Origin of the sequence: Verrucosispora sp. FIM060022, from assembly GCF_003977705.1 — a bacterium.
In the GTDB taxonomy this organism is placed as follows: domain Bacteria; phylum Actinomycetota; class Actinomycetes; order Mycobacteriales; family Micromonosporaceae; genus Micromonospora; species Micromonospora gifhornensis.
Map to the genome: position 1 here is coordinate 684,402 of NZ_RQIV01000002.1, position 24,445 is coordinate 708,846.

Here is a 24,445-nt window from a genome sequence, read left to right on the forward strand (position 1 = left end):
TTCCTCAGAGGGAGAATTCGGACGGGGTCAAGCCCAGAGCGTACTCAAGCCCCCGAACCCCCGTTACCGGATAACCCGCCCCCATGACCAACCCCACCACCACCCCTTGGAGAAGCCCGCAAGGAACGGCTGAACCCCACCCACAACAGATCAGACGTTCCGCTCATAGACCATGCGCAACCCCATCAACGTGATCATCGGCTCGTGATGGGTGATCGTCCGGCACTCGTTGAGCACCAACGGCGCCAGCCCACCCGTGGCGATCACCGCCTTCAGCTCGCCCATCTCCTCGGCCATCCGCTCGACGATCCGGTCCACCTGCCCGGCGAAGCCGAAGTAGAGCCCGGCCTGCAAACACTCCACGGTGTTCTTGCCGATCACCGACCGCGGCTTGGTCGCCTCGACCTTGCGGAGTTGGGCGGCGCGGGCCGCCAGCGCGTCGAAGGAGATCTCGATGCCCGGCGCGAACGCGCCGCCGAGGAACTCACCACGACCGCTGATCACGTCGAAGTTGGTGGTGGTGCCGAAGTCGACCACGATCGACGGGCCGCCGTAGAGGGTGTACGCGGCCAGCGTGTTCACCACCCGGTCGGAGCCGACCTCCTTCGGGTTGTCGATGGCCAGTTGCACGCCGGTGCGTACCCCCGGCTCCACGATCACGCTCGGCAGTTCCCCGTAGTAGCGGGTCAGCATTGTCCGCAGCGACCGCAGCGCGGCCGGCACGGTCGAGCAGGCCGCCACCCCGGTGATCTCGACGGCGTCTCCGGCGAGCAACCCTCGGAACATCAGCCCCAGCTCGTCGGCGGTCGAGCGGGCGTCGGTCTTGATCCGCCAGGAGTGCACCAGCTGGTCGCCGTCGAAGGTCGCCAGCACGGTGTTGGTGTTCCCGATGTCGATGCAGAGCAGCACGCCACGCAGCCTAGACGGCCGGTCCTGCGGGGCTCACTCCGTACGCAGGTCCAGAGCGATGTCCAGGATCGGCGAGGAGTGGGTGAGCGCGCCGACGGAGAGGAAGTCCACGCCGGTCGCCCCGACCTCGGCGGCGTCGGCGAGGGTCAGCCCGCCGGTCGCCTCCAGCTCGGCGCGGTCACCGACGGCCGCCACCACCTCGGTGAGCAGCTGCGGGGACATGTTGTCCAGCAGCAGGAACTTCGCGCCGGCCTCGACCGCCTCCACCGCCTCGGCGAGGGTGTCCACCTCCACCTGCACCGGTACGTCCGGGAAGGTCTCGCGGACCCGCCGGTAGGCCGCCGTGATCCCGCCGGCGGCGTACTTGTGGTTGTCCTTGATCATGGCGACGTCGTACAGGCCCATCCGCTTGTTCGTGCCGCCGCCCGCGCGGACCGCGTACTTCTCCAGCATCCGCAGGCCCGGCGTGGTCTTGCGGGTGTCCAGGACCATCGCCTTGCTGCCGGCCAGGGCGTCCGCCCAGGCCCGGGTGTGGGTGGCCACCCCGGACATCCGGCTGAGCAGGTTGAGCGCGGTGCGTTCGGCGGTGAGCAGCACCCGGGTGGGGCCGGTCACCGTCGCCAGCACGTCGCCGCGGGCCACCCGATCGCCGTCGCGGGCCACCACGGACACCTCGACGGTACGACCACCGCCGGTCAGCTCGTCGGCCAGCTCGAAGACGGCGGCGGCCACGGCCAGCCCGGCCACCACCCCGTCGGCCCGAGCCACCACGTCGACGGTGTCGGTCTGCGTCGCCGGGATGGTCGCCACGCTTGTGACGTCGAGCAGGTCCGGGCCGAGATCCTCGACCAGCGCGGTCTCGATGATCCGGCGCACCTGCTCGGGCGCCAGCCCGGCCGCGCGCAGCAGTGTCTGAGTCGCCGCGCTCATGCCCACCCCTGCGGCACCGTTGTCGTTCATCGTGTCTCCTCCCACCGCATGGCCAGCCGGTTCTGCGCCCCGATCGCGCCGACCAGGTGGCCGTGCCACCGCGCATCGGCCGACGGGTGGTCCTCCCGCCAGTGACAGCCCCGGGTCTCCTGCCGGGCGTACGCCGCAGCGACAAGCATCGTCGCCACCGTCAGCAGGTTCGTCGCCTCCCAGTCGGCGGTACGAGGCGTACCACGACCCGCACCCAGCTCGACCAGTTCGGCGGCGGTCCCGGCGAGCGTCGCCGACGATCGAAGCACCCCCGCGCCCCGGGTCATCGCCCGTTGCAGGACGGGTGTGGCCGCAGCCGGCAGCACCCAGCCGTCGCCACCGCGCCAGGCCCCGGTCTCCGCCGGGCGGGCCTGCTCGGGCAGTCCGGCGGCGATGTGGTCGGCGATCCGCCGGGAGAAGACCAGCCCTTCCAGCAGCGAGTTGCTGGCCAGCCGGTTCGCGCCGTGCACGCCGGTGCAGGCGACCTCGCCGCAGGCGTACAGGCCGGGGATGGAGGTGCGACCGTGCAGATCGGTACGGACGCCGCCCGAGGCGTAGTGGGCGGCGGGCGCCACCGGGATCAGATCCACGCCCGGATCCACGCCGATGGCCAGGCAGGAGGCGACGATGGTGGGAAACCGGCGAGCCAGGAAGTCGCCGCCGAGATGGCGGGCGTCGAGGTAAACGTGGTCGGCACCGGTGGCCAGCAGCACCCGGTGGATGCCCTTGGCCACCACGTCCCGGGGGGCCAGCTCCGCCAGTTCGTGCTGACCGAGCATGAACCGCTTGCCGTCGGCGTCCACCAGGTGCGCGCCCTCGCCCCGCAGCGCCTCGGAGACCAGCGGCTGCTGGGCGTGGCCGTCGCCGGGCGTACGGGCCTGCTCGGGCACGATCAGCGCGGTCGGGTGGAACTGCACGAACTCCACGTCGGTGACCGCGGCACCGGCCCGCATGGCCAGGGCCACCCCGTCACCGGTGGAGACCGCGGGGTTGGTGGTCGCCGCGAAAACCTGACCCATCCCGCCGGTGGCCAGCACCACGGCCCGGCTCAGGATGGCGCCCACGCCGTCCTCGCTGCCCTCACCGAGCACGTGCAGGGTGATGCCGCAGGCCCTGCCGAGCCCGTCGGGGCCGTCACCGGGGGCGCGAAGCAGATCCAAGACCAGCGCGTGCTCGACCAACCGGATCCACGGGTCGCGGCGGACCGCCTCGTGCAGGGCCCGCTGGACCTCAGCGCCGGTCGCGTCGCCGCCGGCGTGCACGATCCGGTCCGCCCGGTGCCCGCCTTCCCGGGTCAGCATCAACGAGCCGTCGGGGTTGCGGTCGAAGGCGGCGCCGATGCGGATGAGTTCCCGCAGCCGGGTCGGCCCCTCCTCCACCAGTACACCGACCGCCGCCGGGTCGCAGAGCCCGACGCCGGCGATCTCGGTGTCGGAGGCGTGCATCGCCGGGGTGTCCGCCGGGTCGAGCACCGCTGCGATGCCGCCCTGAGCCCAGCGGGTCGAGCCCTCGTCGATGTTCACCTTGGTGACCACGGTGACGTGCAGGCCGGCCTCGCGCAGGTGCAACGCGGCGGTCAGTCCGGCCACTCCGGAGCCGACCACGATCACGTCGGTCGTCTCCACCCAACCCGGCGCCGGAGCGGACAGCAGGCGGGGCAGCGCCGGCAGGCCGACGGTCGGTAGCTCCATCCCCTCAGTCAACCCGAACGTCACTCGGCTCGGGCGGCGGGGGCGGGACGAGTGGTTCCCGCTACTTCGTCCGAACCGGCAGACCGGCCGGACCGGCCCCCTTGAGCGAGCCGGTCACCTGCCGGTCACTGAGCCAGAGGTAGCACCGCACCCCCCGGTCACCGGCCCGCCACCGACCGGCGCTGGGCGGGCGGACCACCAGGTCGGTGCGGTAGAGCAGGTCGGTGCTGTCCGGCAGACCGGCGTAGCGGGCGAGGACCGTACGACAGCCGGCGTAGAACGGCGCCCACTCCGCGCCGTTCGCCGGGTACGGGCGGTCAGGCGCCTGCCACACCCCGGCGAACTCGGCATTGTGGCGCTCGGCGCAGTCCACCTGCACCAGGGCCTGCACCACCCCGGAGCGATTGGTACGGGCCTGTTGACACCCCAACCAGAGCGGTGACGGTGGCCGCAGGGCGTTGCGCAGCGAGCCGCTGCGGGTCACCACCTTGGCTCCCGCCTCGGCGGTGGTCACCTCCATCAGGTCGCAGCGGTACCAGCGCGACCCGGCGGCCCAGCCGGCCCCGGAGGGCACCGCCACCGCCAGTCGCAGCCGGCCGGCCCGCCAGTTGTCCCCCACGTAGCCGTTGGTCCGCTGGTCACAGTCGGCGAAGGCGGTACGCAGTTCGGGTGAGGCGATCGGCGGCGGTTCGTTGCGTTCGGCGGTGAAGACTCCGACGTGCACCGTCTCCACCCGGTGCGGCGTGGCGCAGTCCACCGGCGCGTACGCCGCCACCGGCACCGCGTCGGCGAAGTCCGTCTCGTGGCAGACCTCGGCCGCCGGGGTGAACGCGCCGGGCGCGGCCATGGCCGGCCAGTCGTCGGTCAGGTCGCCGTCGAGCCCGTGCGACGCACCGCAGCCCGCCAGCACCGCCGCGACGGCCAGGGCCGCGGTCAGGGTTCTCGTCGCACGCTGCATGACGCCGCCTCCCCCAGCCAGCGGCCGTCCCCCGACGGCGGTCACAGCGTAACCAATAATGACCTTCCGGTGACAGACCGGATTCCAGGGCACTGCGGGGAGCAGGCGTTAACAAGGGGCCCTTTCACCTCACGAGGCGTTAAGAAGGGGCCCTTCCTTACACCGCCAGCGGGTTGGGGAGGGGGCTGCCGGCGGTGCCGGGAGCGGCGGTCGACGGGTCGGCACCCAGGTCGACGACCTTGTTGTCGGCGTCGACGTGCACCACCCGGGGGCGGTACGTGCGGGCCTCGGCGTCGTCCATCTGCCCGTACGAGATCAGGATGACCAGGTCACCCGGGTGCACCAGGTGCGCCGCCGCCCCGTTGATGCCGATCACGCCACTGCCCCGCCGGCCCGGGATCACGTACGTCTCCAGTCGGGCACCGTTGGTGATGTCGACGATCGCCACCTGTTCGCCGGGCAGCAGGTCGGCGGCGTCGAGCAGGTCCTCGTCGACGGTCACCGACCCGACGTAGTGCAGATCCGCCTGGGTCACCGTGGCCCGGTGGATCTTGGATTTGAGCATGGTGCGGTACATCGGGACGCCTTTCGCGCTGATGTGTCTGGTCAGGACGCCGGGTGCAGCAGGACGGGCGCGTTGTCGATCAGCCGGGTCTGGCCCACCCAGGCGGCGACGAGCAGCCGGGCCGGCCCCTGCACCGGCCCCGGTTCCAGGTCGGGGTCGGTGAGGACCAGGTAGTCGAGCCGGGCACCGGGCTCGCCGGCTCCGAAGGCGGCGTGCGCGGCGCTCAGCACCGCCCCGGCGTCGCGGCCCGCCTCGGCGGCCTCGGCACCGGCCCGCAGCGCCCGCGACAGGCTGAGCGCCACCTGCCGCTCCTCGCTGGAGAGGTAGCGGTTGCGGCTGGACAGCGCCAACCCGTCGGACTCCCGGACGGTGGGTACGCCGACCACCTCGACCGGCACGTCCAGGTCCCGGCACATCCGCCGGACCAGGGTCAGCTGCTGGTAGTCCTTCTCCCCGAAGAACGTCAGGTCGGGGCGGGTGAGCTGGAGCAGTTTCAGCACCACGGTGAGCACACCGTGGAAGAAGCCGGGGCGGCTCAGCCCTTCCAGGTCCTCGCCGAGCGGACCCGGGTTGAGCCGTACCTGCGGTGCGCCGCCGGGATACATGTCCGGCACCGCCGGGGCGAAGACCAGGTCGGCACCGGCCCGTCGGCACACCTCGAGATCAGCGTCGAGGGTCCGGGGATAGCGGTCGAAGTCCTCGGTCGGGCCGAACTGGAGCGGGTTCACGAAGATCGTCACGATCACGTGATCGGCGCGCTCCCGGGCCGCCCGTAGCAACGACTCGTGCCCCTCGTGCAGAGCACCCATGGTCATCACCACCCCCACCGTTCCGGTGAGGGCGGACCGGGCCTCGGCCAAGTCGGCACGGGTGTGCACAAGCCTCGTCACGCGATCCATCTGGTCCACCAATCCGCTCACGCCGCCACCCCGCTCTGGTCCCGGTCGAGTACCCCGAGCAGCGGCTCGGCATCCACCGGCCGCAGTCGGCCGGCGGCCATCGCCCGGTCGGCGGTACGCCGGGCCAACGCCAGGTAGGCGGGAACCGATTCGGGTGCGGTGGCCGTCAACTGCGTCAGGTGCCGGGCGACCGTACCCGCGTCACCCCGGGCGACCGGGCCGGTCAACGCGTCGTCGCCGAGGCGCAGCGCGTTCTCCAGCGCGGCCCGCAGCAGCGGGGCGAGCACCTTCTCGGGCTGCGCCACACCGGCGTCGCGCAGCCGGTCGGCCGCCTCGTTGACCAGCGTCACCAGGTGGTTCGCGCCGTGCGCCAGCGCCGCGTGGTAGAGCGGCCGGTCGGCCTCCCCGATCCACTCGGGCACCCCGCCGAGATCCGCCACCAACCGGGCTGCCAACGGGCGCAGTTCGGCCGGCGCGGTCACCCCGTACGAGATGCCGGACAGCCGGCTGAGGTCGTCGGGCGTACCGGTGAACGTCATCGCCGGGTGCAGCGCCAGCGGGCGGGCGCCGACCGCGACGGCCGGGGCGAGCACCGCGAGGCCGTGCGCCCCCGACGTGTGCGCTACCACCTGGCCGGGTCGCAACGCCCCCTCGGCGGCGAGCCCGGCGACCACCCCGGCCAGGGCGTCATCGGGTACCGCGATCAGCAGCAGATCGGTGGCCGCCCGGGCGACCTCGGCGGCCGCGCGGCGGGAGACGGTGGGCAGCAGCAGCGCCACCCGCGCCTGCGAGGCCCCGGAACTGCCGGTGGTGGCGACCACCCGGTGACCCACGGCCGCGAGTGCGGCCCCCAGCGTGGCACCGACGCGTCCAGCGCCGACGATGCCGACGGTGAGCACGGCGGGAATGGTGGCGAATGGCACGGTCGCGGGCCGTCGACGGGCGGCCGGGCGCGTGCGCAGCGGTGCGCTCATGTCACGATCCAGTCCTCGAGATGGGTACCGGTCGAGGCAAGTATGCGTCGCCGACGGGGATCCGAAACAAGGATGTGTGAAATCGTTCACCGCCGTTGAATCGGTGCGGTGGAAGCGCTGAAAGCGGGGGCTGAGCTGATGGCAATGCGCTGGCATCAGGCCATGGAGCGGGCGCTCTACGGCACCGACGGTTTCTTCGTCTCGGGTGCGGGGCCGGCGGCGCACTTCCGCACCAGCGTGCACGCTTCCCCGGTCTTCGCTGACGCGCTGCTCCGGTTGATCCATCACCTTGACGGGGTTCTCGGTCATCCTTCCGTCTTCGACGTGGTGGATGTGGGAGCGGGGCGGGGTGAGTTGCTTCGGGCGCTGTTCGTCGGGGTGGGGGTTTCCGGGGAGCCCACCCGCTCCGGGCGGTCAGGCTTGATCCCTGCGCGGGTGGGCTCCCCGGAAACCCCGACCACCACGGCCACCGTCCGCCCCTCACCCGTCAACCCTTTGAAGATCACGACGGGGTACGGCGACAGCTACGCATCGGACGTCACCGTGGGCGGGTCAGTGCCGCTGGCCCAGCGGGTACGGTTCACCGCCGTCGAGCTGGCGCCGCGCCCCGATGACCTGCCCGAACAGATCGCCTGGACCGATCGGATTCCCGCCGGTGTCACGGGTCTGCTGCTGGCCACCGAGTGGCTCGACAACGTCCCCCTGGACCTCGCCGTGCACACCGGAACCGGTTGGCACTACCTACTCGTCGACCCCACCTCCGGCGAGGAGACGATCGGAGAACCAGTCGGCCGAGCAGATCTCGACTGGATCTCCACCTGGTGGCCCAGCTCGACCGGGTCGGGTTTCCGGGCAGCCCGACCGGCGCAGGGATCAAGCCTGACCGCCCGGAGCCGGTCGGGCTGCCCGGAAACCCCCACGGACCGCACCCCGCTCCCGCTCGAACGCGTGGAGATCGGCAGGAACAGGGACGAAGCCTGGGCGGACGCGGTTGGCAACGTCGAACGAGGGCTGGCGTTGGCGGTGGACTACGGGCACCTGCGTGCGGAGCGGCCGGTCGACGGGACGTTGACCGGGTACCGGGCCGGGCGGCAGGTGCCGCCGGTGCCGGACGGGTCGTGTGACGTCACCGCGCACGTGGCCATGGACTCGGTCGCCTCCGCCGGTGAGCGGGTCGCCCGGTGTGCGTACCTCCTGGGGTCGCAGCGGGACGGGCTGCGGGCGCTCGGGGCCGACGGAGGGCGACCGCCGCTGAGCCTGGCTGTCAGTGACCCGGCCGGGTATGTGCGGGCGTTGGCCGCGGCATCGGCGGCGGCCGAGCTGACCGATGCGGCCGGGCTCGGCGGGCACTTGTGGTTGTGGCAGCCCGTCGGCCTGTCCGCGGACCGGCTACCGGCGGGGTGTGCCGGACCGATCGACACCGCTGCGCCGTCGTGACCGGCCGGTCATGGCACGATGGCGGGCATGACCACGGGCGACCTGCGTGAGCTGACCGTCGGTACCGGCGCCGGGCTGGTGGCGGGCACCGGCGGGGAGCAACTCGGCACGGACATGGTGCTCAACATCGGACCGCAGCACCCGTCCACGCACGGTGTGCTGCGCCTGAAGCTGACCCTGGACGGCGAACGGGTGGTCGCCGCCGAGCCGATCGTCGGGTACATGCACCGGGGCGCGGAGAAGCTGTTCGAGGTACGCGACTACCGGCAGATCATCGTGCTGGCCAACCGGCACGACTGGCTCTCGGCGTTCGCCAACGAGCTGGGCGTGGTGCTGGCCGTGGAACGGCTGATGGGCATGGAGGTGCCGGAGCGGGCGACCTGGTTGCGGATGGCGCTGGCCGAGTTGAACCGGGTGCTCAACCACCTGATGTTCCTCGGCTCGTACCCGCTGGAGATCGGCGCGATCACGCCGATGTTCTACGCCTTCCGGGAACGGGAGACGCTCCAGGCGGTGATGGAGGAGGTCTCCGGCGGGCGCATCCACTACATGTTCAACCGGGTCGGTGGGCTCAAGGAGGAGGTCCCGTCCGGGTGGACCGGCCGGGCCCGGGCCGCCATCGGTGAGGTTCGCCGCCGGATGCCCGATCTGGACAATCTGATCCGGCGCAACGACATCTTCCTGGCCCGTACGGTCGGCATCGGGGTGCTCTCCGCGGCCGACGCTGCCGCCTTCGGTGCCTCCGGCCCGGTCGCCCGCGCCTCCGGGCTGGACCTGGACCTGCGCCGCGACGAGCCGTACCTGGCCTACGACCAGCTCGACGTGCCGGTGGTCACCCGCACCACCGGAGACTGCCACGCCCGCTTCGAGGTGCTGCTCGACCAGGTGTACGCCTCACTGGATCTGGCCGAGCAGTGTCTGGACCGGGTCGACCGGCTGACCGGGCCGATCAACACCCGGCTGCCGAAGGTGCTGAAGGCCCCCGAGGGCCACACCTACGCCTGGACCGAGAACCCGCTCGGCATCAACGGTTATTACCTGGTGTCCCGGGGCGAGAAGACGCCGTGGCGGCTCAAGCTGCGCACCGCGTCGTACGCGAACGTGCAGGCGCTGGCCACCCTGCTGCCCGGCTGCCTGGTGCCGGATCTGATCGCCATCCTCGGCTCGATGTTCTTCGTGGTCGGCGACATCGACAAGTGATTCGGCGGCCGGTGGCGCGGCGATCCGATCAGCGCCAGCGGTTGTTCGGATCCTGGACCGGCTGCCCGTAGCCGGTGTCCTCGGCCCCGTGCCGCCGGCCGTACGGCTCCGGTTCCGGCTGGTAGCCGTGCGCCGGTTCCGGCTGGTATCCGCGCGCTGGTTCGGCCAGGTATCCGCGTGCTGGTTCGGGCTGGTACGCCCGGGACGGCTCGGGCTGGTGTCCGCGTTGTCGTGGAGGACGCCACTCGTCCGGGACCGGCACGCCGCCGGCGGGCAGGCCGGGCCGCCGCTCCGGTTCACCTCGGCCGTCCCGCCATCCCTCGTCGCCGTCGGCGGCACGACGTGGTTCGCCGTGGCGCACGCTGGCCCAGCGGTCCGCCATCCGGTACTCGGTGCCGGTGTGGTCCGCGTTCACCTCGGCGTGTCGTTCACCGACCCGCAGTTCGCGCCCCCGCTCGTCGTCGCGTACGGCGGCCCAGCGGTCCCCGGCACGTAGCTGCGCCCAGTACTCGCCGGTGTCGTCCGGACGCGACGGTCCAGGTGCCACCTCGGCGGCAGCCGCCCACTGCTGCCCACCGTCACCCCAGCCCCGCTCGTCGCGCGGGGCTGCCCAGTCCCGCTCGTCCCGGTACCCGGAGCCGTCCTGGAATGTCGAGCCGCCCTGGTGTGCAGAGGCGTCGTGGCGTGCAGGGCCGTCCCGATACGCAGAGTGGTCCTGGTAAGCAGAGCGGTCCTGGTAAGCGGAGCCGTCCTGGTGTGCGGAGCGGTCGTCGCGGTGGGTGGACCGGTCGTCACGAGGCCCGGACCAGGGACGCTCGTCCCGGGGCTCCGACCAGGCGACATGCTCGTCGCGGGCCGGTCCCGACCAGGCTCTGTCGTCATCGCGGCGAGGGCGCTCGTCGCCGTCGGGCCAGTGTCGTTCGGCAGGGTCCACGCCGGGTCCGCCGCGTGGTCGCTCACCCGCCGACCATGGGGCGGCGTAGCCGCCATACCGGGGCACCTCACCCATCCCACCACCGTCCACAATGGTGTGCCGGGTGGTGACGTGCACCGTTTCGGTGTGGCGGACGACGCCCTGGCCTGCCGGTTGGGCCGAGCCGTAGACCCCGCCGGGGCGGGTCTGTCGCTCCCCCACACCAGCCGGTGCAGGCCGCTCCCCGAAGGGTGCTGGCGCGGGCCGGTCTCCGAAAGGGGCCGATTCAGGTCGGTCTCCGAAAGGGGCCGGTTCGGGTCGCTCTCCGAAAGGGGTCGACGTGGGCCGGTCCGCGAAGGGTGCGGGCGGTGGGGGTTCCGGTGCCGCGACCCGGGCGCGGCCTCCGCCGACTGGTTCCGCACTGGCGGGCGCAGCATCACCGGCTGAGGAACCGGCAGCGTCCGCAGTGCGACGCAACCCGGCCAGCGTCTGCTGGACCCGTTGGAGCTCGTCCAACGCCTGATTGCCCCGCTGCGCGGCCGCCACGATCTCGCTACGCAGTTCCCGCCGCAGCTCGTCGAGTTCCTCGCGCAGTTCCTCGGTGTATTGCTCGTGACCGTTGTCGCCGCGCAGCGTGATGGAGAGCCCGATCAGCACCACCGCCAGGATGGCCAACAGCGCGGCGAACCGCAGTGGACCGTTCCCGTCGGCGACCAGCAGAATCAGCGCCGCGACCGGGGCCAACGCCACTCCACCCCAGAAGAGGGCGGTGAGCAACTGCTTGCTGCGCGGATCGGTGGGCACCGTTGCGGGCATGGGTCCGGAGCCTACCGAGAGTTGCGTTGGCTGGGAACGGGGCCAGTGGCAGGGATCGCTACCGAAGTTCGACGCCGGTCGCTGATCGACCCGTGAGCAGCAACGACGGGCCGCCCCCGACCAGGCCGGCCGGGGGCGGTGTCGGTTCAGCTCGTGGCGTACGCCGCGTCGGTGGAGAAGACCAGGCCGACGCTGATCGTGCCGTTACGCAACCCGGTCTTGGTCAGCGGACCACCCTGGTCCAGCGAGGAGAACGAGCCGACCGAGAGCCCGTAGGTCTGCTCCAGACCCGGCTTGCAGAACGGGCGCTCCTGGCACTCCGGCGGGCCACCCAGCACCGTGGCGGTACCCGAGCACTTCGCGGCCAGCTCGGACAGCGTCCGTACGCCGTACTTCTCGGCGAACTCCTTGGTCACCGCGAAGGCGTTCTGGTTCTGCGCCGGTGCCGGCTGGCCGAAGCTGAGCCCCACCTGCTCGCCGAGACCGCGCAGGGCGGTGACGGTCTTCTCCACGTCGGGCGAGGAGACGGGGTCACTGCCCCCGCCGGTCTTGCCCTTGAGGAACTCGGCCATCGTCGCCGCGTACTCCGGGACGACCTGGATCTCACCCTTCTCCAGCGCCGGCTCGTACAGCTCCCGGTTGCCGATCTGCTGCACGGTCACCTGGTAACCGGCCGCAGTCAGCTGGATCTTGTAAAGCTCGGCGATGATCTCGCTTTCGGTGAAATTGCCCGCGCCGACCGTGATCTTCCCGCCCGGGCCCTTCTCCACCCCGTCGGCGAGCCCGTTGGCGGCGCTGAACTCCTGCGCCGCCGCCTGTGCGCTCTTGCGGTCCACGTCGACCGCCTTGTTGAGCTGCACCAGCTTCGGGGTGTCGAGCACCGCCGAGACCTTGTCGAGCGCCGCGACGAGCTGCGGGGTGGCGACCTTGGTGTTGATCGCCGGGATGATGTTGTCAGCGTTCTGCAGGGCTTTGTCGTCCGTCAGCGCGATCAACTGCTCCCCGGCGACCGGGGCGCAGCCTTCGCCCGAGGCGGACTGCTGTGGCGCCTCGGTGCCGGACGAACCTGCCTCGCCGCAGCCCGCCAGCACGCCTGCCGCCGCGACGGCGCCGACAACGGCGATGGACAGTCTTCTACCTGCGCGCATGGACCCGCCTTCCGTGTCCCGGCGCGGCCCGTTCGGGCCGGCCGCGTGTCCGACGGGCGGCGATCTTGCGGCGGATCATCCCGCCGATCCCGCCTTCCGGCCGCCCGCTGATCCACCCAACATCCTGCCGAGCGCCACCGACAACTTCTGCGCCGCGTTCGTCACCGGAACGTCACCATCCGCCGGCGACGCCCGGCGTCCCGTCCTTGCTTGACACCGTTGCGGCGGAATGGTGGTTACCAGGCACCCCGGTGACCGCCATTCCGCCGCAACTACGACCTTGCATCGTGGCGCCCGTCACCACCATGGCGGAACCACCGAGGCGCGGCGGCGGTCAACCGGAGATCAGGCCCGCAGTGCGGGAGATCAGGTCAGCCGCCGGTGACCGCGTCGGCGGCGCGACGTGCGGCGCGGCGCCGGGCGCGGCGCAGCGGACGTGGCGTGACCAGCCGCTCGACGAGCCCGAAGATCAGCTCCGCGCTGACCGCGAGCCCGGCGACCAGCAGGCCACCGGCGAGGATCTGGCCGCCGCCCACCGCGATGCTCAGACCGAATCCGAGCCGGATGATCTCGCCAAGGCCCCCACCGTTGACGAAGGTCGCCAGGGCGGCCGTGGCGACCACCTGGACCGCGGCGGTCCGGAACCCGGCCGCCAGGTACGGGATCGCCAGCGGCAACTCCACCTGGCGCAGCACCTGCGGCCCGGTCATCCCCATGCCCCGGGCCGCCTCCCGGGTCTGCGGATCGACCTGCCGGACGCCGGTGTAGGCGTTGGCCAGCAGCGGTGGCACCGCGAACACCGCCAGGGCGACGACCACGGCCGGTCGACCGAAGCCGAGGAAGGTCAACGGAAGGATGGTGAGCAGGGCCAGGGTGGGCACCGCCAGGGTCACGTTGGAGACGAGCACGACCAGCCCGCCGCCCCGGCCGGCATGGCCCAGCCACAGCCCCAGCGGCCAGGCCACCAGGCAGCCCAGCAGCACCGCAGCGGCCGAGATGGTGACGTGCTCGCCGAGCCGGTCCAGGACGCCACCCGGGTTCGTCCAGTTCAGCGGGTCGTTGAGCCAGACCACCGCCTGCTGTACGGGATTCATCGGCACCTCCGCATCACGCCCGCCGGCCCGGCGGCCCTCATCCGACCCGCCCGCGCAGCCACGGGGTGAGCAGCCGGCCGACGCCCACCAGGAGCAGATCGAGCACCAGGGCCAGCAGTACGCAGAGCAGCGTCCCGGTCATGATCTGGGCCTTGTAGAAGTTGTTGTTGAAACCGGCGAAGATGATCTGCCCGAGCCCGCCCCGCCCGATCACCACGCCCACGGTGATCAGGGCGACCGTGGAGACCGTGGCCAGCCGAAGGCCGGTGAGGATGCCGGGCAGGGCCAGCGGCAGTTCGACCCGCAGCAGGCGACCCCAACGGCCGTACCCCATGCCCTCGGCGGCCTCCCGCACCTCCGCCGGCACCTGGTTGAGCCCGGCCACGGTGTTGCGGACGATCACCAGCAGCGCGTACAGCACCACCACGCTGAGCACCGTCGCGACGCCGATGCCCAGATAGGGCGCGACGAACGCGAACAGGGCCAACGACGGGACGGTGTAGAGCACCCCGGTGAGTGCGACAATCGGCCCGGTGAGCGGTCGGAACCAGTACGCCACCACGGCCAGCGGGACGGCGATCAGCGTGGCGATCAGCACCGCGCGCAGGGTGAGGGTGGTGTGGTCCCGCAGGGCGGCCAGCACCGTGTCAGAGTTGTCCCGCACGTACTGCCAGGAGAACCACGGGTTACCCGGGTCGGCCCGGTAGCTCAGGCGGAAGGACATACGTGGACGGTACCCCGGTCGCCGACGACGGCCAGCGCGCGGCGTCGATCACTCTCGACGGCATCGGAAAGCGTTATCCGGACGGCACCGAGGCGGTCCGCGACCTCAGTCTGCACGTCGACGCGGGTGAGCTGGTGGTCCTGATCGGGCCGTCGGGTTGCGGCAAGTCGACAGTGCTGCGGATGATCAACCGGCTGATCGAGCCGACCAGCGGGCGGATCATGCTCGGCGACGCCGACGTCACCCGGACCGATCCGGTGCGGCTGCGTCGACAGATCGGTTACGTGATCCAGAACGTCGGGCTCTTCCCCCACCAGACGGTGGCGGCGAACGTGGCCACCGTGCCCCGGCTGCTCGGCTGGTCCAAGGACCGCGCCCGGCGGCGGGTCGACGAGTTGCTGGAGTTGGTCGGGCTGGACCCGACGCAGTTCGGCCGGCGCTACCCGCACGAGCTCTCCGGTGGTCAGCGACAGCGGGTCGGCGTGGCTCGGGCGCTCGCCGCCGACCCGGTGGTCCTGCTGATGGACGAGCCGTTCTCCGCCGTCGACCCGATCGTGCGTACCCGGCTGCAGGAGGAGTTCCTGCGCCTGCAGGCCGAGGTGCGCAAGACCATCGTCCTGGTGACCCACGACCTGGACGAGGCCGTCCGGCTCGGTGACCGGATCGCGGTGCTCTCCGAGGGGGGTCGGCTGGAGCAGTACGACACCCCGGCGACGCTGCTCGGCGCGCCCGCCACCCCGTTCGTCCGCGAGTTCGTCGGCGCCGATCGGGGCATCCGCCGGCTGGTGGTCACCCCGGTCACCCGGGAGGTGCTCGCGCCGCTGCCCAGCGACGGTGTGGCGGACCTGCCGGCGGTGGCACTGGGCGGCTCGGCGTACGACGCGCTGGCCGTGCTGCTCACCTCGGCCGGTGGACAGGCCGTGGTGACCGAGCAGGGCCAGCCGGTCGGTCTGCTCAGCCGGGAACGTGTCCTGGCGCTCGCGGAGCCGACCGGCTGATGTGACTGGCACCGGGCCGGCCACCTGAACAGGTCACGGGGCCGGCCACGGCGTCAACGACGTCCCCGCCAACCGCCCAGCGTGGCGATGCCGATGATCCAGCCGGTGAACAGCCCGTACTCCGCACCATCGCCGGCGGCCTGCAACGCGCCGAGCAGCGAGGGGTTGGTCCGGATCAGTGCGGTGAGCAGGGCCGCCAGGGCCGCTGCGAAGACGTACGCGGCCCAGCCGGCGAAGAACTGGCTGAGCGTGCCCCGGGCGCGGGCCAGCTGGGAACCCGGAAGCAGGTAGAGGAAGACGAAGGTCAGGACGACCAGGAGGATCGCCTTCAGGTCCGCCGCGATGATCTCCTGAATGGAGTCGGACGAGTCGAACCGCCAGGCGGGCCAGGCGAGCAGTCTGAGGAACCACCCGCCGGCGCTGTCGGGATCGGTGTTGTCTGCGGCCCAGTCGGCGTACCAGGGGCTGCCGAAGACCAGGACCAGCAGGAGCGCGGCGAGGGTGCCGGCTCCAGGTGCGGACTTGTATCGGTTGGTGAGAGCCATGGCCCGCTAGTTCCCAGCGGATCGACATGAACAAACGCGAGGGCGCGTTTTGTGACGGTATGCCGGGACAAGCGGATGTCGCGGTCAGCAGCCCCCGGTCAGTGCTTCAACAGATAGTCGATGAAGGCGGCGCGCAGCAACGGGGCGGACTCCTCGTAGCCGTGACCGGTCATCTCCCGCCACAGCGCCACCGCCTCGTCGACCGTCGGCCCCACCGAGTTCGGGGCACCGTCGAGCGCGGCAGCCTCGTCGGCGTTCGGCAGATGCCGGAGCACCGACCAGAAGAACTTCACGTCCCGGCGCTCCCGAGCCACCGCGAACGCCTGCTCACGCAGTTCCTCGGTGCTGAGCGCGTCCAACGCCTCGAACGACCGGCCGCCGGAGCTCGATGATGTGTCGGTCATGCGCCGAGCCTAACTGCCGAGATCACATCCGGCTCGCCGACGACGCGCGAGAACATCGTTCACCGGTCGTCGGCCTGCCAGATCGGCGAGTTGGTCTCCCAGCGGCGCGGGCCCCACGGATCGGTCGGGTCGCCCGTCGACTGTGCCGGCAGGACGGGCGGCCAGTCGCCGACCGGCTCCGGCTGGGACATCGCCCAGCCGCCGGCACCTCCCGTGGGTTCCCCGGCCGCCGGCGGAGACACCGGGCGGGGCGGTCCGACGACAGGTCGGCCGTACCGCTCGACCAGCCGGGTCACCGCCAGTCCGGCCGCCAGCGCCGCCCCGCCGACGACCCACCGGCTCACCGTCCAGCCGCGTGCCTGCGCGTAGGCGAGGAACAGGCCGACCGCGCCGACCGTCAGCAGCGTGCCGAAGACGCCACCCCGCAGACCGAAGGCGCTGGTGCCGGCCAGCAGCACCGCACCGACGGCCAGCACGGTCCAGTCCAGCCCGTCCCCCGGGATGACCGCGTCGTCCTTCGACGCGAGCAGGGCGCCCGCGAGCATCGCCAGCACGGTGGAGCAGACGTACCCGCCGGTGGTGACGACGGCGGCCGCCACCCCTCGCCGTCGGGCCGGGTCAGCGACCGGACGGAACCGGCCCACCAGCCGGCGGATCGGCCCGATCGCACCGAACAGCCCACCGATCACGGTGAGCGCGGCGAAACCCACGAAGAGCTGCCCGGCGATGTCGCGCGGGTCGTAGTCCCCCTGGACCAGCACCGGAGCGGCACGCTGCTCGATGTAGACGACCACGCCGGCCGCCGCGCCCAGGCTCGCGGCCCAGCCGGGGACGTGCAGCAGCACGACCACCAGCCCCAGCACCAGGCCACCGACCGCGGCCACCGCAGCGGGGGTGCCCACGGCGATGAGCAGGCCCCGGTCGCTCTGCTCGGCGAAGTTCAACCCGGCGGCGACCGCCACCGGCCCGATCGCGAGGTTCACCGCCGCGGTGCGCAGGGTCAGCCCGGCAGCCAACGCCAGCAGACCGAGGGCGACCACGTCGACGATGAGGGCACGCAGCCCGCTGCCGCGCAGCGCCGTCGGGTTCTCCAGCCAGAGCAGGTAGACCAGGGCAGCGAAGCCGAGCAGCAGGAGCGTCTCCCAGAGCACGTAGACCCCGAAGCGGTCCCCGCCCGGCTCACCGTTCTGACGGTCGTCGGCGACGGTGTCCGTGCCGACGGTGGATCCGACCGGAGTCGACTCTGCCTGCCCACTGCGGCCTGGTTCGTCGTACGCCATCATGCCTGCCTTCCAGCGGCCGCCCGGACTGCTTCGACGAAAGGGCATATTGGTGGTGACCGCTTGCCCTGCGGTCGCAGGCACCGTACCCGCGAGCGCAGCCGGACGTAACCCCTGTGCGGAAGGTGGGTCTAGCGGCGACCCGGCTGCGACTCCCAATCGTCGGGCTCATGGTCGTCGTCCGGCCGTTCCGGAACCCGGCAGGACCGCTCCAGCCAGAGCGCCGCCGCCACCAGGGCGACCGCGGCCACCAGCCCGGCGATGCCGGCCGGCCGGTCCTGCTCCGCAGCCCGCGTCGACTGGACCAGCAGCCAACCGGCCAGCCCGGCGTAGAAGCCGGCGAAGATCGCCCCCACCAGGGCGGAGGCCTTGGCGAGGACGACGAACCGGGCGACCATCAGCGGGTTGACCGGTTCGCGGCCCGGTCGCCGTTCGATCCGCCCCCGGGTGTTGATCGCGGCGTACGCCTCCAGCACGGCCAGCCCGGCCAGGGTGACCACCGGCAGCCACGGCAGCGGTGGCAGCCGGTCGTAGTAGATGCTGCTGATCAGCAGCCAGGCGACCGCCGCAGCGGCCAGGGCGGCGACCACCAGGGTGGAGATGCGCGTGGGGCGCATCCGCGACCCGTCGGGCGGTGGGGTCTGGGTCATGCCGGCCACCTGCGCGGCGTGCCGTCACGACGCGCCACGGCACCGCGTTGATCACTCGCTCGCTGCCGCTCGCTCATGTGGTCGACTCTAACGCCAGATCCGGTCGGGGACGCAGTTCCGCGACCTCGGCCGCCGCCGGCCCGGAGGTCAGCAGATCGGTCAACCAGCCGTGTCCGGGCAGCTCACCGTACGGCTGAATGTCGATCCACGGCCGCAGCACGAAGGCGCGCAGATGCGCCCGGGGGTGCGGCAGGGTCAGCTCCGGATCGGCACTGAGCACCGGCTCGCCGTCGTCGGCCCAGACCGCGATCACGTCGACGTCGAGTGTGCGCGGGCCGAACCGACGGTTCGGGTCGCGTACCCGCTCGGCCGCCTGTTCGGCGGCCCGCGCCCGGGTCAACCAGTCGTACGGGCCAGCCTCCGGGTCGGCCACCAGCAGCACGGCGTTCAGGTACGCCGGCTGGTCGGTGTCGCCCCACGGCGGGGTCTCGTACACCCCGGACGCCATCAGCACGTGCTCGCCGAGCACCGACACGGCGGTACGCAGGTGCGCCATGCGGTCCCCCAGGTTGCTGCCCAGGGAGAGGAGGGCCCGGCTCATCGGGCCCGACGCATCGTGACGGCCACGTCGGTGAAGGCGTGCGGGATCGGCGCCTCGGGTTTGCGCACGGTGATCGTCGCGGCGTTGACCCGCGGGTCGGCCAGGCAGATCGTGATCAACCGGTCGGCGAGGGTCTCGATCAGGTTGACCGGCTCCCCGGTGATCACCGCGACCAGCCGCTCGGCGAGTTCGCCGTAGTGCACGGTGTCGCTCACCTCGTCGGAGCGGGCGGCCGGCGCGAGATCCAGTTCCAGGACCGCGTCGACCACGAACTCCTGCCCGGCGACGCGTTCGAAGTCGTACACCCCGTGCCGCCCGTGGGCCCGCAGCCCGGTCAGCTCGATCCGGTCCGTCATCGCCATACCCCCTGCGGATCGCCGGTGGAACCCGCGCCCGCCAGCGCGGTGCCGGCTGCCGGGGCCAATCGTGGACGACCGGTCGCCTGCCAGACGGCCAGGGCGTCCACAGTGGCGCGCACATCGTGCACGCGTACCCCCCAGGCGCCGGCGGCGACCGCCAGCAGGCTGGTGGCGACGGTGGCCGCCCCGCGACCGCCGGTGGGTCGGGGTACGCCGTCGGGTCCGGCCAGCAGCAGACCGAGGTACGACTTGCGGCTCGCGCCGAACAGCAGCGGATAGCCGAGTTCCAGCAACTCGGGCAGCCGGGCGCTGAGCTGCCAGTTGTGGGCGGCCGTCTTGGCGAACCCGAGCCCCGGATCGATCACGATGCGATCGGCGGCCACCCCGGCGGCGAGCGCGGCCTCCACCCGCTGGCCGAGTTCGGCGCGTACGTCGGCGACCACGTCGTCGTAGGCGGCCAGCTCGGTCATCCGCCGGGAGTGACCTCGCCAGTGCATCAGCACCCACGGACAGCCGGCGTCGGCGACGACCCGGGCCATGTCGGGATCGGCGAGCCCACCGGAGACGTCGTTGACCACCACCGCACCGGCCGCGAGGGCCGCCGCGGCGACCTGGGCACGGGTGGTGTCGATGCTGACCGGCACGCCGGCGCCGGCCAACTCCCGGATGACCGGCACCACGCGGGCCACCTCGGTCTCGGGGTCGACGCGCTCGGCACCGGGCCGGGTCGACTCGCCACCGACATCAACCAACCCCGCACCCTCGTCACGCAGCCGGACGCCGTGTGCGACAGCGGCCCCGACGTCGGCGTAGCGTCCGCCGTCGGAGAACGAATCGGGCGTGACGTTCAGGACGCCCATCACCACCGGGGCCGGGGCCCGCACCAGATCGGTCACGACTAGACGGTACCGGTCGTCGAGACCGCCGTGATCGACCCGGGTCAGGGCGCTGACATGCGAATTGAAACGTGTGTACGATCGGTCGTCCGGGTCGTATCGGGCAGACTCTTCGCGGCTTGTCGCAAAGGGGGGCGGCCCGTACGCTGTGGAATTGCCCAGCATCGAGATGGCGACGCTTGGAGGGAGGGCCAAAGCGGGGTAATCCGCCCAAAAATCGCCACCTACCGTGGCGAGCTACGCACGCAGGGTCTCGGCCGCTGCGCACAGTAAGCACCGATCCCGCAAGGCTTGCCTACTGCACCACCGCGGCGCCGCCGGCCGCGACTTGGGGAGGTTCCAGTGATCGCCATCGAGCTGATGGAATCGGCGTCGAGCAACGCCGCCCACCTGCTCACCGCCCTGGCATCGTCGATTCCACTCGCGGCCGAGGAGCCGAAGGGAATCAACACCGAGGGCGTCGTCACCTTCTTCGCCAGCAAGATCGCGCCGATCCTGCTCGCCGTGCTCGGCGTCATCTTCATCGGCCGAGCCAGCCGAGGCGAGATTTCGAAGGTGCTGACCAGCTCCGCCATCGCGATCGTCGGACTGGCATTCATCGCCGGAGCCGCCACTCTCTTCTTCATCGGCGACTTCCTGATCAACCTGATCTTCGAATAGGCGCGGGCACGAGATGCGGCTGCGCACCGACGACGACATCTACCGGGCCCGCCTGGTCTATCTCGGGCCGCCCGGCTACACCCTTCCGGTCCACCTGCCCTACGCCCAGTACGGGCTCTTCATGCTGCTCGTTCCCCTCTACATGTTCATCCACTGGCTGTTCACGTTGCAGGTCGAGCTCTTCCCCGCGTGGGAGATCGCCCTCGCCATCGTGACCACCTCGTTCGTCTTCCGGTACGTCGATCCGGACCGGCCGGCGCGCATGGTGATCCGCACCGCGCTGACCGACTGGCGACGTACCCGGGAGCCGGCCGCCGAGCAGCGCGACCCGCGTCTGGTCGGAAGCGGGATCAGGATCCGGGAGGAACTGGCATGACCGGCTGCACGCCGTACCGGCCGTCGGAGGGTTTGCCGCCGACTTGCGAAGCGGATCCGCAGCCGCCTCGCCGCCATCGGGTGACCACTGCGAACACGGGCAGGGCGATCGCATGAGCCGCTCCTCCACGCCGGGGTCCCCGGCCGGGCGTTCGGCCGCACCGCACGGTAACCGTGCGCGATCGTTCGACTACCCACAATCCGCAGATCCCGAGGACGCCTCGCTCGATCCGGCGCTGGCCACCACCCCGGGGCACGGCAGCGTGGGAGTCTTCCAGGCACCCCGCCCGCCGCAGCGCCGGTCGGCACCGGCCGAGCCCTCGCCGGTCGTACCCGCCACCCGCGACAGCGCCGACATCGACTCGCCGTTCCTCGACCTCTTCGGTGGCACCTACGCCCGGCCCGGGTCCGCGCTGCGCGGCAGCGGCCAGCCGGCCCGGGCCCTGCCGCAGCAGGCGACCCCCGCCGCACCGGCTCCGGTGACCCGCCGACCGGCGCCGGCCCCGCTACCCGCACCACCCGTCCCGCCGACGCCGATCGCCGCGCCGGAGCGCCCCGCCGACGCCCCTCGCCCGGTGGCCGGCCCGGCGATCGTGCCCCCCGCGCCGACTCCGCCGCCGCCCGTCACCACCGCCACCACCACCAGCGACCGATTGCCGAGCGCCCGTCCCCCCGCCGACGACCGTCCGCACGACGGTCCACCGGTGGACGCCGCGCCCAGCCGCCGAGCCGGCGCACCGGCCACCGGCGTCGCCAGCCCACCCCGGCAGCGCTCGGCCGACCGTCGGGACCGACCGACCAAGCCGGTCCGGGTCCGCGCCCCGAAGATCAAGTTCGGCGACCGTGATCCGGCGGTGGAGCTGGCCATCACCGAGATCGCCGGCCACCTGACCTTCACCCCGAACACCGTCACCGCCTGGTACTGGCTGCCCGAGGTGCGCTGGGCCTTCCGCCCGGACGCGGAACGCGAGGCGCTGCTCTCGGCGATCTCCGAGCAGTACGCCGGCCTGGCCGGGTTCCGACTGCACCTGCGCCGCACCACCCGCCCCTTCCCGGCCGACGAGTGGGCCCGCACCATCGACGCCCACACCCACTCCCCGCTGCCCGACGTGCCCGGCACGCCGAGCTGGGCCGACCATCTGGTGGCCGCCCAACGGCACCTGCTCTCGGTCAACCATGCCGAGGGCCAGACCTACCTCGGCGTCACCTTCGCCCGTCGCTCGCTCGGCGACTCGCTCACCGAACGATTGCTGCGCACCTTCGGGCGTGGCGTCGCCGAGGGCGAACGGCGCAAGCTGGGCCGTACCGTCGAGCAGTTCGACGAGGTGCTCGGCGCGTTCGGCATGCGGGGCCGGCGGGTCACCGCACAGGAACTGGAATGGCTGCTCTACCGCTCGGTGGCGCTCTGCATGGCCCCTCCGGGTGCGCTCTCGCCGATCACCGACGGGCGTTGGGAACGCGGTGACCTGCTCGCGCTGACCGAGCAGGTGGAGCGCTACCGCACCCCGTACGGCTCGACGGTGAAGCTGGTCAACCGGATGACCGGCGAGGAGCGGCACGTCGCCGTGCTCGCGGTGGGTCGGATGGAGCCGCTGGAGATCCCCGAACGGCACGAGCCCTGGCTGCACTTCCACGAGCGACTGCCGTGGCCGATGGAGCTCTCCACCCGGGTCGACATCCTCGGCTCCGGTGACTCCTTCCGTAACCTCGAACACCGGTTGCGGATGATCCGGTCGCAGCAGCTCGACTACGCCGAGCACGGCATCGACGCACCGCCGGAGCTGGAGCGGCTGGCCAAGCGGGCACTGGTGATCGGCGACGAGATGACCACCGGCCTGCCGGTGGACTCCGCTCGGGCGCACGGTTGGCACCGGATCGCGGTGGGTGGGCGTACCCGGGAGGAGTGCCTGGAGCGGGCCCGCCGGTTGATCCAGCTCTACTCCCGGGAACTGCGCATCTCCCTGCAGCACCCGAAGAACCAGGACTGGCTGGCCCGGGAGTTCATCCCCGGCGAGCCCATCGCCAACACCGGCTACGTCCGGCGAATGCCGGTGCACCTGCTGGCGGCGGCGCTGCCGCAGGCCGCGTCGACGGTCGGCGACCGCCGCGGCGACCTGATCGGACGAACCGCCGGCACCTGCCGTCGGCCGGTCTTCCTCGACCTGCACTTCCCGATGGAGGTACGGGAACGCTCCGGCCTCGCGGTCTTCGTGGCCGAGCCGGGTGGTGGCAAGTCGACACTGCTCGGCGCGCTTGGCTACCTGGCGGCCCGGCGCGGCGTGCAGGTGACCCTGCTCGACCCGTCCGGCCCGCTGGCCCGCCTCTGCGCGATGCCGGAGCTGCGGCCGTACTCGCGGGTGCTCAACCTGACCGGCTCCGAGCACGGCACCCTGGCACCGTACTCGCTGATCCCGACGCCGCTGCGCAGCGAATTCGGTGCCGGCCCCGCCGGGGACCGCGAGTTCGAGATCGCGGTCTCCAACGCCCGGGCCGAACGCCGGATGCTGGTGCAGGACATCTGCATGATGCTGGTACCGCCGCAGGTGGCCCGCGAGGCGTCCACCGCGACCCTGTTCCGGCACGCCGTACGCCAGGTGCCGGCCGAAGAGACCTCCACCCTGGACGACGTGGTCACCTGCCTCGCGCAGCTCGACGACGACGCCGGCCGGGAACTGGCCAACCTGCTGCTGGACACCGCCGAGATGCCGCTGGCCATGCTCTTCTTCGGCCGGCCGCCGGAGGGCCTGCTCGGCGCGGACGCAGCGCTCACCGTGATCACCATGGCCGGCCTCCGGCTGCCCGACCTCAAGATCGAGCGGGAGTACTGGTCGGCCGAGGAGGCGCTGGCCCTGCCGATGCTGCACACCGCGCACCGGCTGGCGGTCCGCCGCTGCTACGGCGGCTCGATGGCGTCCCGCAAGCTGGTGGGCCTGGACGAGGCCCACTTCATGGAGGGCTGGCGGTCCGGCCGCTCCTTCCTCGTCCGGCTCGCCCGCGACTCCCGCAAGTGGAACCTCGCCGCGCTTGTCGCCTCCCAGAACCCTCGCGACATCCTCGGCCTCGACGTCCAGAACCTGGTCTCCACCGTCTTCGTCGGCCGGATCGCCGAGGACGCCGAGATCGCCTCGGAGGCGCTGCGCCTGTTGCGGGTCCCGGTCGACGACGGTTACGAGGCGACCCTCGCCTCGCTCTCCACCGCCGACGCGACCTCCTCCCACCGGCTCGGCTTCCGCGAATTCGTGATGCGCGACGTCGACGGCCGGGTGCAGAAGGTCCGAGTCGACGTCTCCTACGTGGATGGACTCTTGGAGCACCTCGACACCACCCCCGCCGCCATCGCTGCCGCCGCCGGGGTGCTGCCGACCGTGCTGCCTGACCTGGAGGCATGA

General features: G+C 72.0%; 24 protein-coding genes. 6 read left to right on the forward strand and 18 right to left on the reverse strand.

Annotated features, from left to right (window positions below; genetic code table 11):
- Nucleotides 1-150 precede the first annotated feature (150 nt).
- The 7 genes from EG812_RS09745 to EG812_RS09775 all read right to left on the reverse strand — a co-directional run bounded on the left by EG812_RS09745 (nt 151) and on the right by EG812_RS09775 (nt 6,956).
- Nucleotides 151-909: a type III pantothenate kinase gene (locus tag EG812_RS09745; protein ID WP_013736256.1), complete on the reverse strand. Its 759-nt coding sequence runs from the start codon at nt 907-909 to the stop codon at nt 151-153.
- 33 nt (nt 910-942) lie between these two features.
- Nucleotides 943-1,839 (reverse strand): carboxylating nicotinate-nucleotide diphosphorylase, encoded by an 897-nt coding sequence (gene nadC, locus EG812_RS09750; RefSeq protein ID WP_126711467.1) that lies wholly within the window; start codon nt 1,837-1,839, stop codon nt 943-945.
- Between the two features lie 26 nt (nt 1,840-1,865).
- Nucleotides 1,866-3,560, reverse strand: a complete 1,695-nt coding sequence (locus tag EG812_RS09755) for an L-aspartate oxidase (RefSeq protein ID WP_126711365.1) — start codon at nt 3,558-3,560, stop codon at nt 1,866-1,868.
- A gap of 61 nt (nt 3,561-3,621) precedes the next feature.
- A complete protein-coding gene (locus tag EG812_RS09760) occupies nt 3,622-4,518 on the reverse strand; it encodes a septum formation family protein (RefSeq protein WP_126711366.1) in 897 nt (298 codons plus the stop codon).
- A 157-nt stretch (nt 4,519-4,675) separates the two neighbouring features.
- Nucleotides 4,676-5,095, reverse strand: a complete 420-nt coding sequence (gene panD, locus EG812_RS09765; protein WP_013736260.1) for an aspartate 1-decarboxylase — start codon at nt 5,093-5,095, stop codon at nt 4,676-4,678.
- Between the two features lie 29 nt (nt 5,096-5,124).
- Nucleotides 5,125-5,973 (reverse strand): pantoate--beta-alanine ligase, encoded by an 849-nt coding sequence (gene panC / locus EG812_RS09770; RefSeq protein ID WP_126711367.1) that lies wholly within the window; start codon nt 5,971-5,973, stop codon nt 5,125-5,127.
- 26 nt (nt 5,974-5,999) lie between these two features.
- Nucleotides 6,000-6,956 (reverse strand): Rossmann-like and DUF2520 domain-containing protein, encoded by a 957-nt coding sequence (locus tag EG812_RS09775; RefSeq protein WP_199743836.1) that lies wholly within the window; start codon nt 6,954-6,956, stop codon nt 6,000-6,002.
- 138 nt (nt 6,957-7,094) lie between these two features.
- Between EG812_RS09775 and EG812_RS09780 the strand changes: the two genes are divergently transcribed.
- Nucleotides 7,095-8,393, forward strand: a complete 1,299-nt coding sequence (locus EG812_RS09780) for an SAM-dependent methyltransferase (RefSeq protein ID WP_233579445.1) — start codon at nt 7,095-7,097, stop codon at nt 8,391-8,393.
- An 18-nt stretch (nt 8,394-8,411) separates the two neighbouring features.
- On the forward strand, nt 8,412-9,593 hold the full coding sequence (locus tag EG812_RS09785) for an NADH-quinone oxidoreductase subunit D (protein WP_199743837.1): 1,182 nt from the start codon (nt 8,412-8,414) through the stop codon (nt 9,591-9,593).
- Between the two features lie 28 nt (nt 9,594-9,621).
- Here EG812_RS09785 and EG812_RS09790 read toward each other — a convergent pair whose 3' ends face one another.
- From EG812_RS09790 to EG812_RS09805, 4 genes are all read right to left on the reverse strand, one after another.
- The gene (locus tag EG812_RS09790; RefSeq protein ID WP_126711369.1) at nt 9,622-11,322 is read right to left on the reverse strand and encodes a hypothetical protein; all 1,701 of its coding nucleotides are present in this window, start codon (nt 11,320-11,322) and stop codon (nt 9,622-9,624) included.
- 146 nt (nt 11,323-11,468) lie between these two features.
- Entirely contained in the window at nt 11,469-12,470 is a 1,002-nt protein-coding gene (locus EG812_RS09795) for a glycine betaine ABC transporter substrate-binding protein (RefSeq protein ID WP_126711370.1), read from the reverse strand.
- Between the two features lie 371 nt (nt 12,471-12,841).
- Nucleotides 12,842-13,564, reverse strand: a complete 723-nt coding sequence (locus EG812_RS09800) for an ABC transporter permease (protein ID WP_013736267.1) — start codon at nt 13,562-13,564, stop codon at nt 12,842-12,844.
- Between the two features lie 37 nt (nt 13,565-13,601).
- Nucleotides 13,602-14,288, reverse strand: coding sequence for an ABC transporter permease (locus tag EG812_RS09805; protein WP_013736268.1), 687 nt, complete (start codon nt 14,286-14,288; stop codon nt 13,602-13,604).
- 2 nt (nt 14,289-14,290) lie between these two features.
- On the opposite strand from EG812_RS09805, the gene EG812_RS09810 reads away from it, so the two are divergent.
- Entirely contained in the window at nt 14,291-15,286 is a 996-nt protein-coding gene (locus EG812_RS09810) for an ABC transporter ATP-binding protein (protein WP_013736269.1), read from the forward strand.
- Nucleotides 15,287-15,339: 53 nt separating this feature from the next.
- On the opposite strand, the gene EG812_RS09815 is transcribed toward EG812_RS09810, so the two are convergent.
- The 7 genes from EG812_RS09815 to folP form a co-directional block, all read right to left on the reverse strand.
- A complete protein-coding gene (locus EG812_RS09815; RefSeq protein ID WP_013736270.1) occupies nt 15,340-15,831 on the reverse strand; it encodes a hypothetical protein in 492 nt (163 codons plus the stop codon).
- A 98-nt stretch (nt 15,832-15,929) separates the two neighbouring features.
- Entirely contained in the window at nt 15,930-16,235 is a 306-nt protein-coding gene (locus EG812_RS09820) for a hypothetical protein (protein ID WP_013736271.1), read from the reverse strand.
- Between the two features lie 59 nt (nt 16,236-16,294).
- On the reverse strand, nt 16,295-17,515 hold the full coding sequence (locus EG812_RS09825; RefSeq protein ID WP_043725938.1) for a hypothetical protein: 1,221 nt from the start codon (nt 17,513-17,515) through the stop codon (nt 16,295-16,297).
- Between the two features lie 131 nt (nt 17,516-17,646).
- On the reverse strand, nt 17,647-18,132 hold the full coding sequence (locus EG812_RS09830; RefSeq protein WP_502697182.1) for a DUF3180 domain-containing protein: 486 nt from the start codon (nt 18,130-18,132) through the stop codon (nt 17,647-17,649).
- 106 nt (nt 18,133-18,238) lie between these two features.
- Complete coding sequence (folK, locus tag EG812_RS09835) at nt 18,239-18,766, reverse strand: 2-amino-4-hydroxy-6-hydroxymethyldihydropteridine diphosphokinase (protein ID WP_126711372.1); 528 nt, start codon at nt 18,764-18,766, stop codon at nt 18,239-18,241.
- Complete coding sequence (folB, locus tag EG812_RS09840; protein WP_043725941.1) at nt 18,763-19,122, reverse strand: dihydroneopterin aldolase; 360 nt, start codon at nt 19,120-19,122, stop codon at nt 18,763-18,765. The genes folK and folB overlap by 4 nt, the downstream gene beginning before the upstream one ends.
- The gene (gene folP / locus EG812_RS09845; protein ID WP_126711373.1) at nt 19,119-20,021 is read right to left on the reverse strand and encodes a dihydropteroate synthase; all 903 of its coding nucleotides are present in this window, start codon (nt 20,019-20,021) and stop codon (nt 19,119-19,121) included. The genes folB and folP overlap by 4 nt, the downstream gene beginning before the upstream one ends.
- A 342-nt stretch (nt 20,022-20,363) precedes the next feature.
- Here folP and EG812_RS09850 point away from each other — a divergent pair, with 342 nt between their 5' ends.
- From EG812_RS09850 to EG812_RS09860, 3 genes are all read left to right on the forward strand, one after another.
- Nucleotides 20,364-20,681 carry a hypothetical protein gene (locus tag EG812_RS09850; RefSeq protein ID WP_013736277.1) on the forward strand — a complete coding sequence of 106 codons (318 nt, stop codon included), beginning with the start codon at nt 20,364-20,366 and terminating at the stop codon, nt 20,679-20,681.
- Between the two features lie 13 nt (nt 20,682-20,694).
- Nucleotides 20,695-21,057: a hypothetical protein gene (locus EG812_RS09855; protein ID WP_013736278.1), complete on the forward strand. Its 363-nt coding sequence runs from the start codon at nt 20,695-20,697 to the stop codon at nt 21,055-21,057.
- 112 nt (nt 21,058-21,169) lie between these two features.
- Nucleotides 21,170-24,445 (forward strand): ATP-binding protein, encoded by a 3,276-nt coding sequence (locus EG812_RS09860; RefSeq protein ID WP_126711374.1) that lies wholly within the window; start codon nt 21,170-21,172, stop codon nt 24,443-24,445.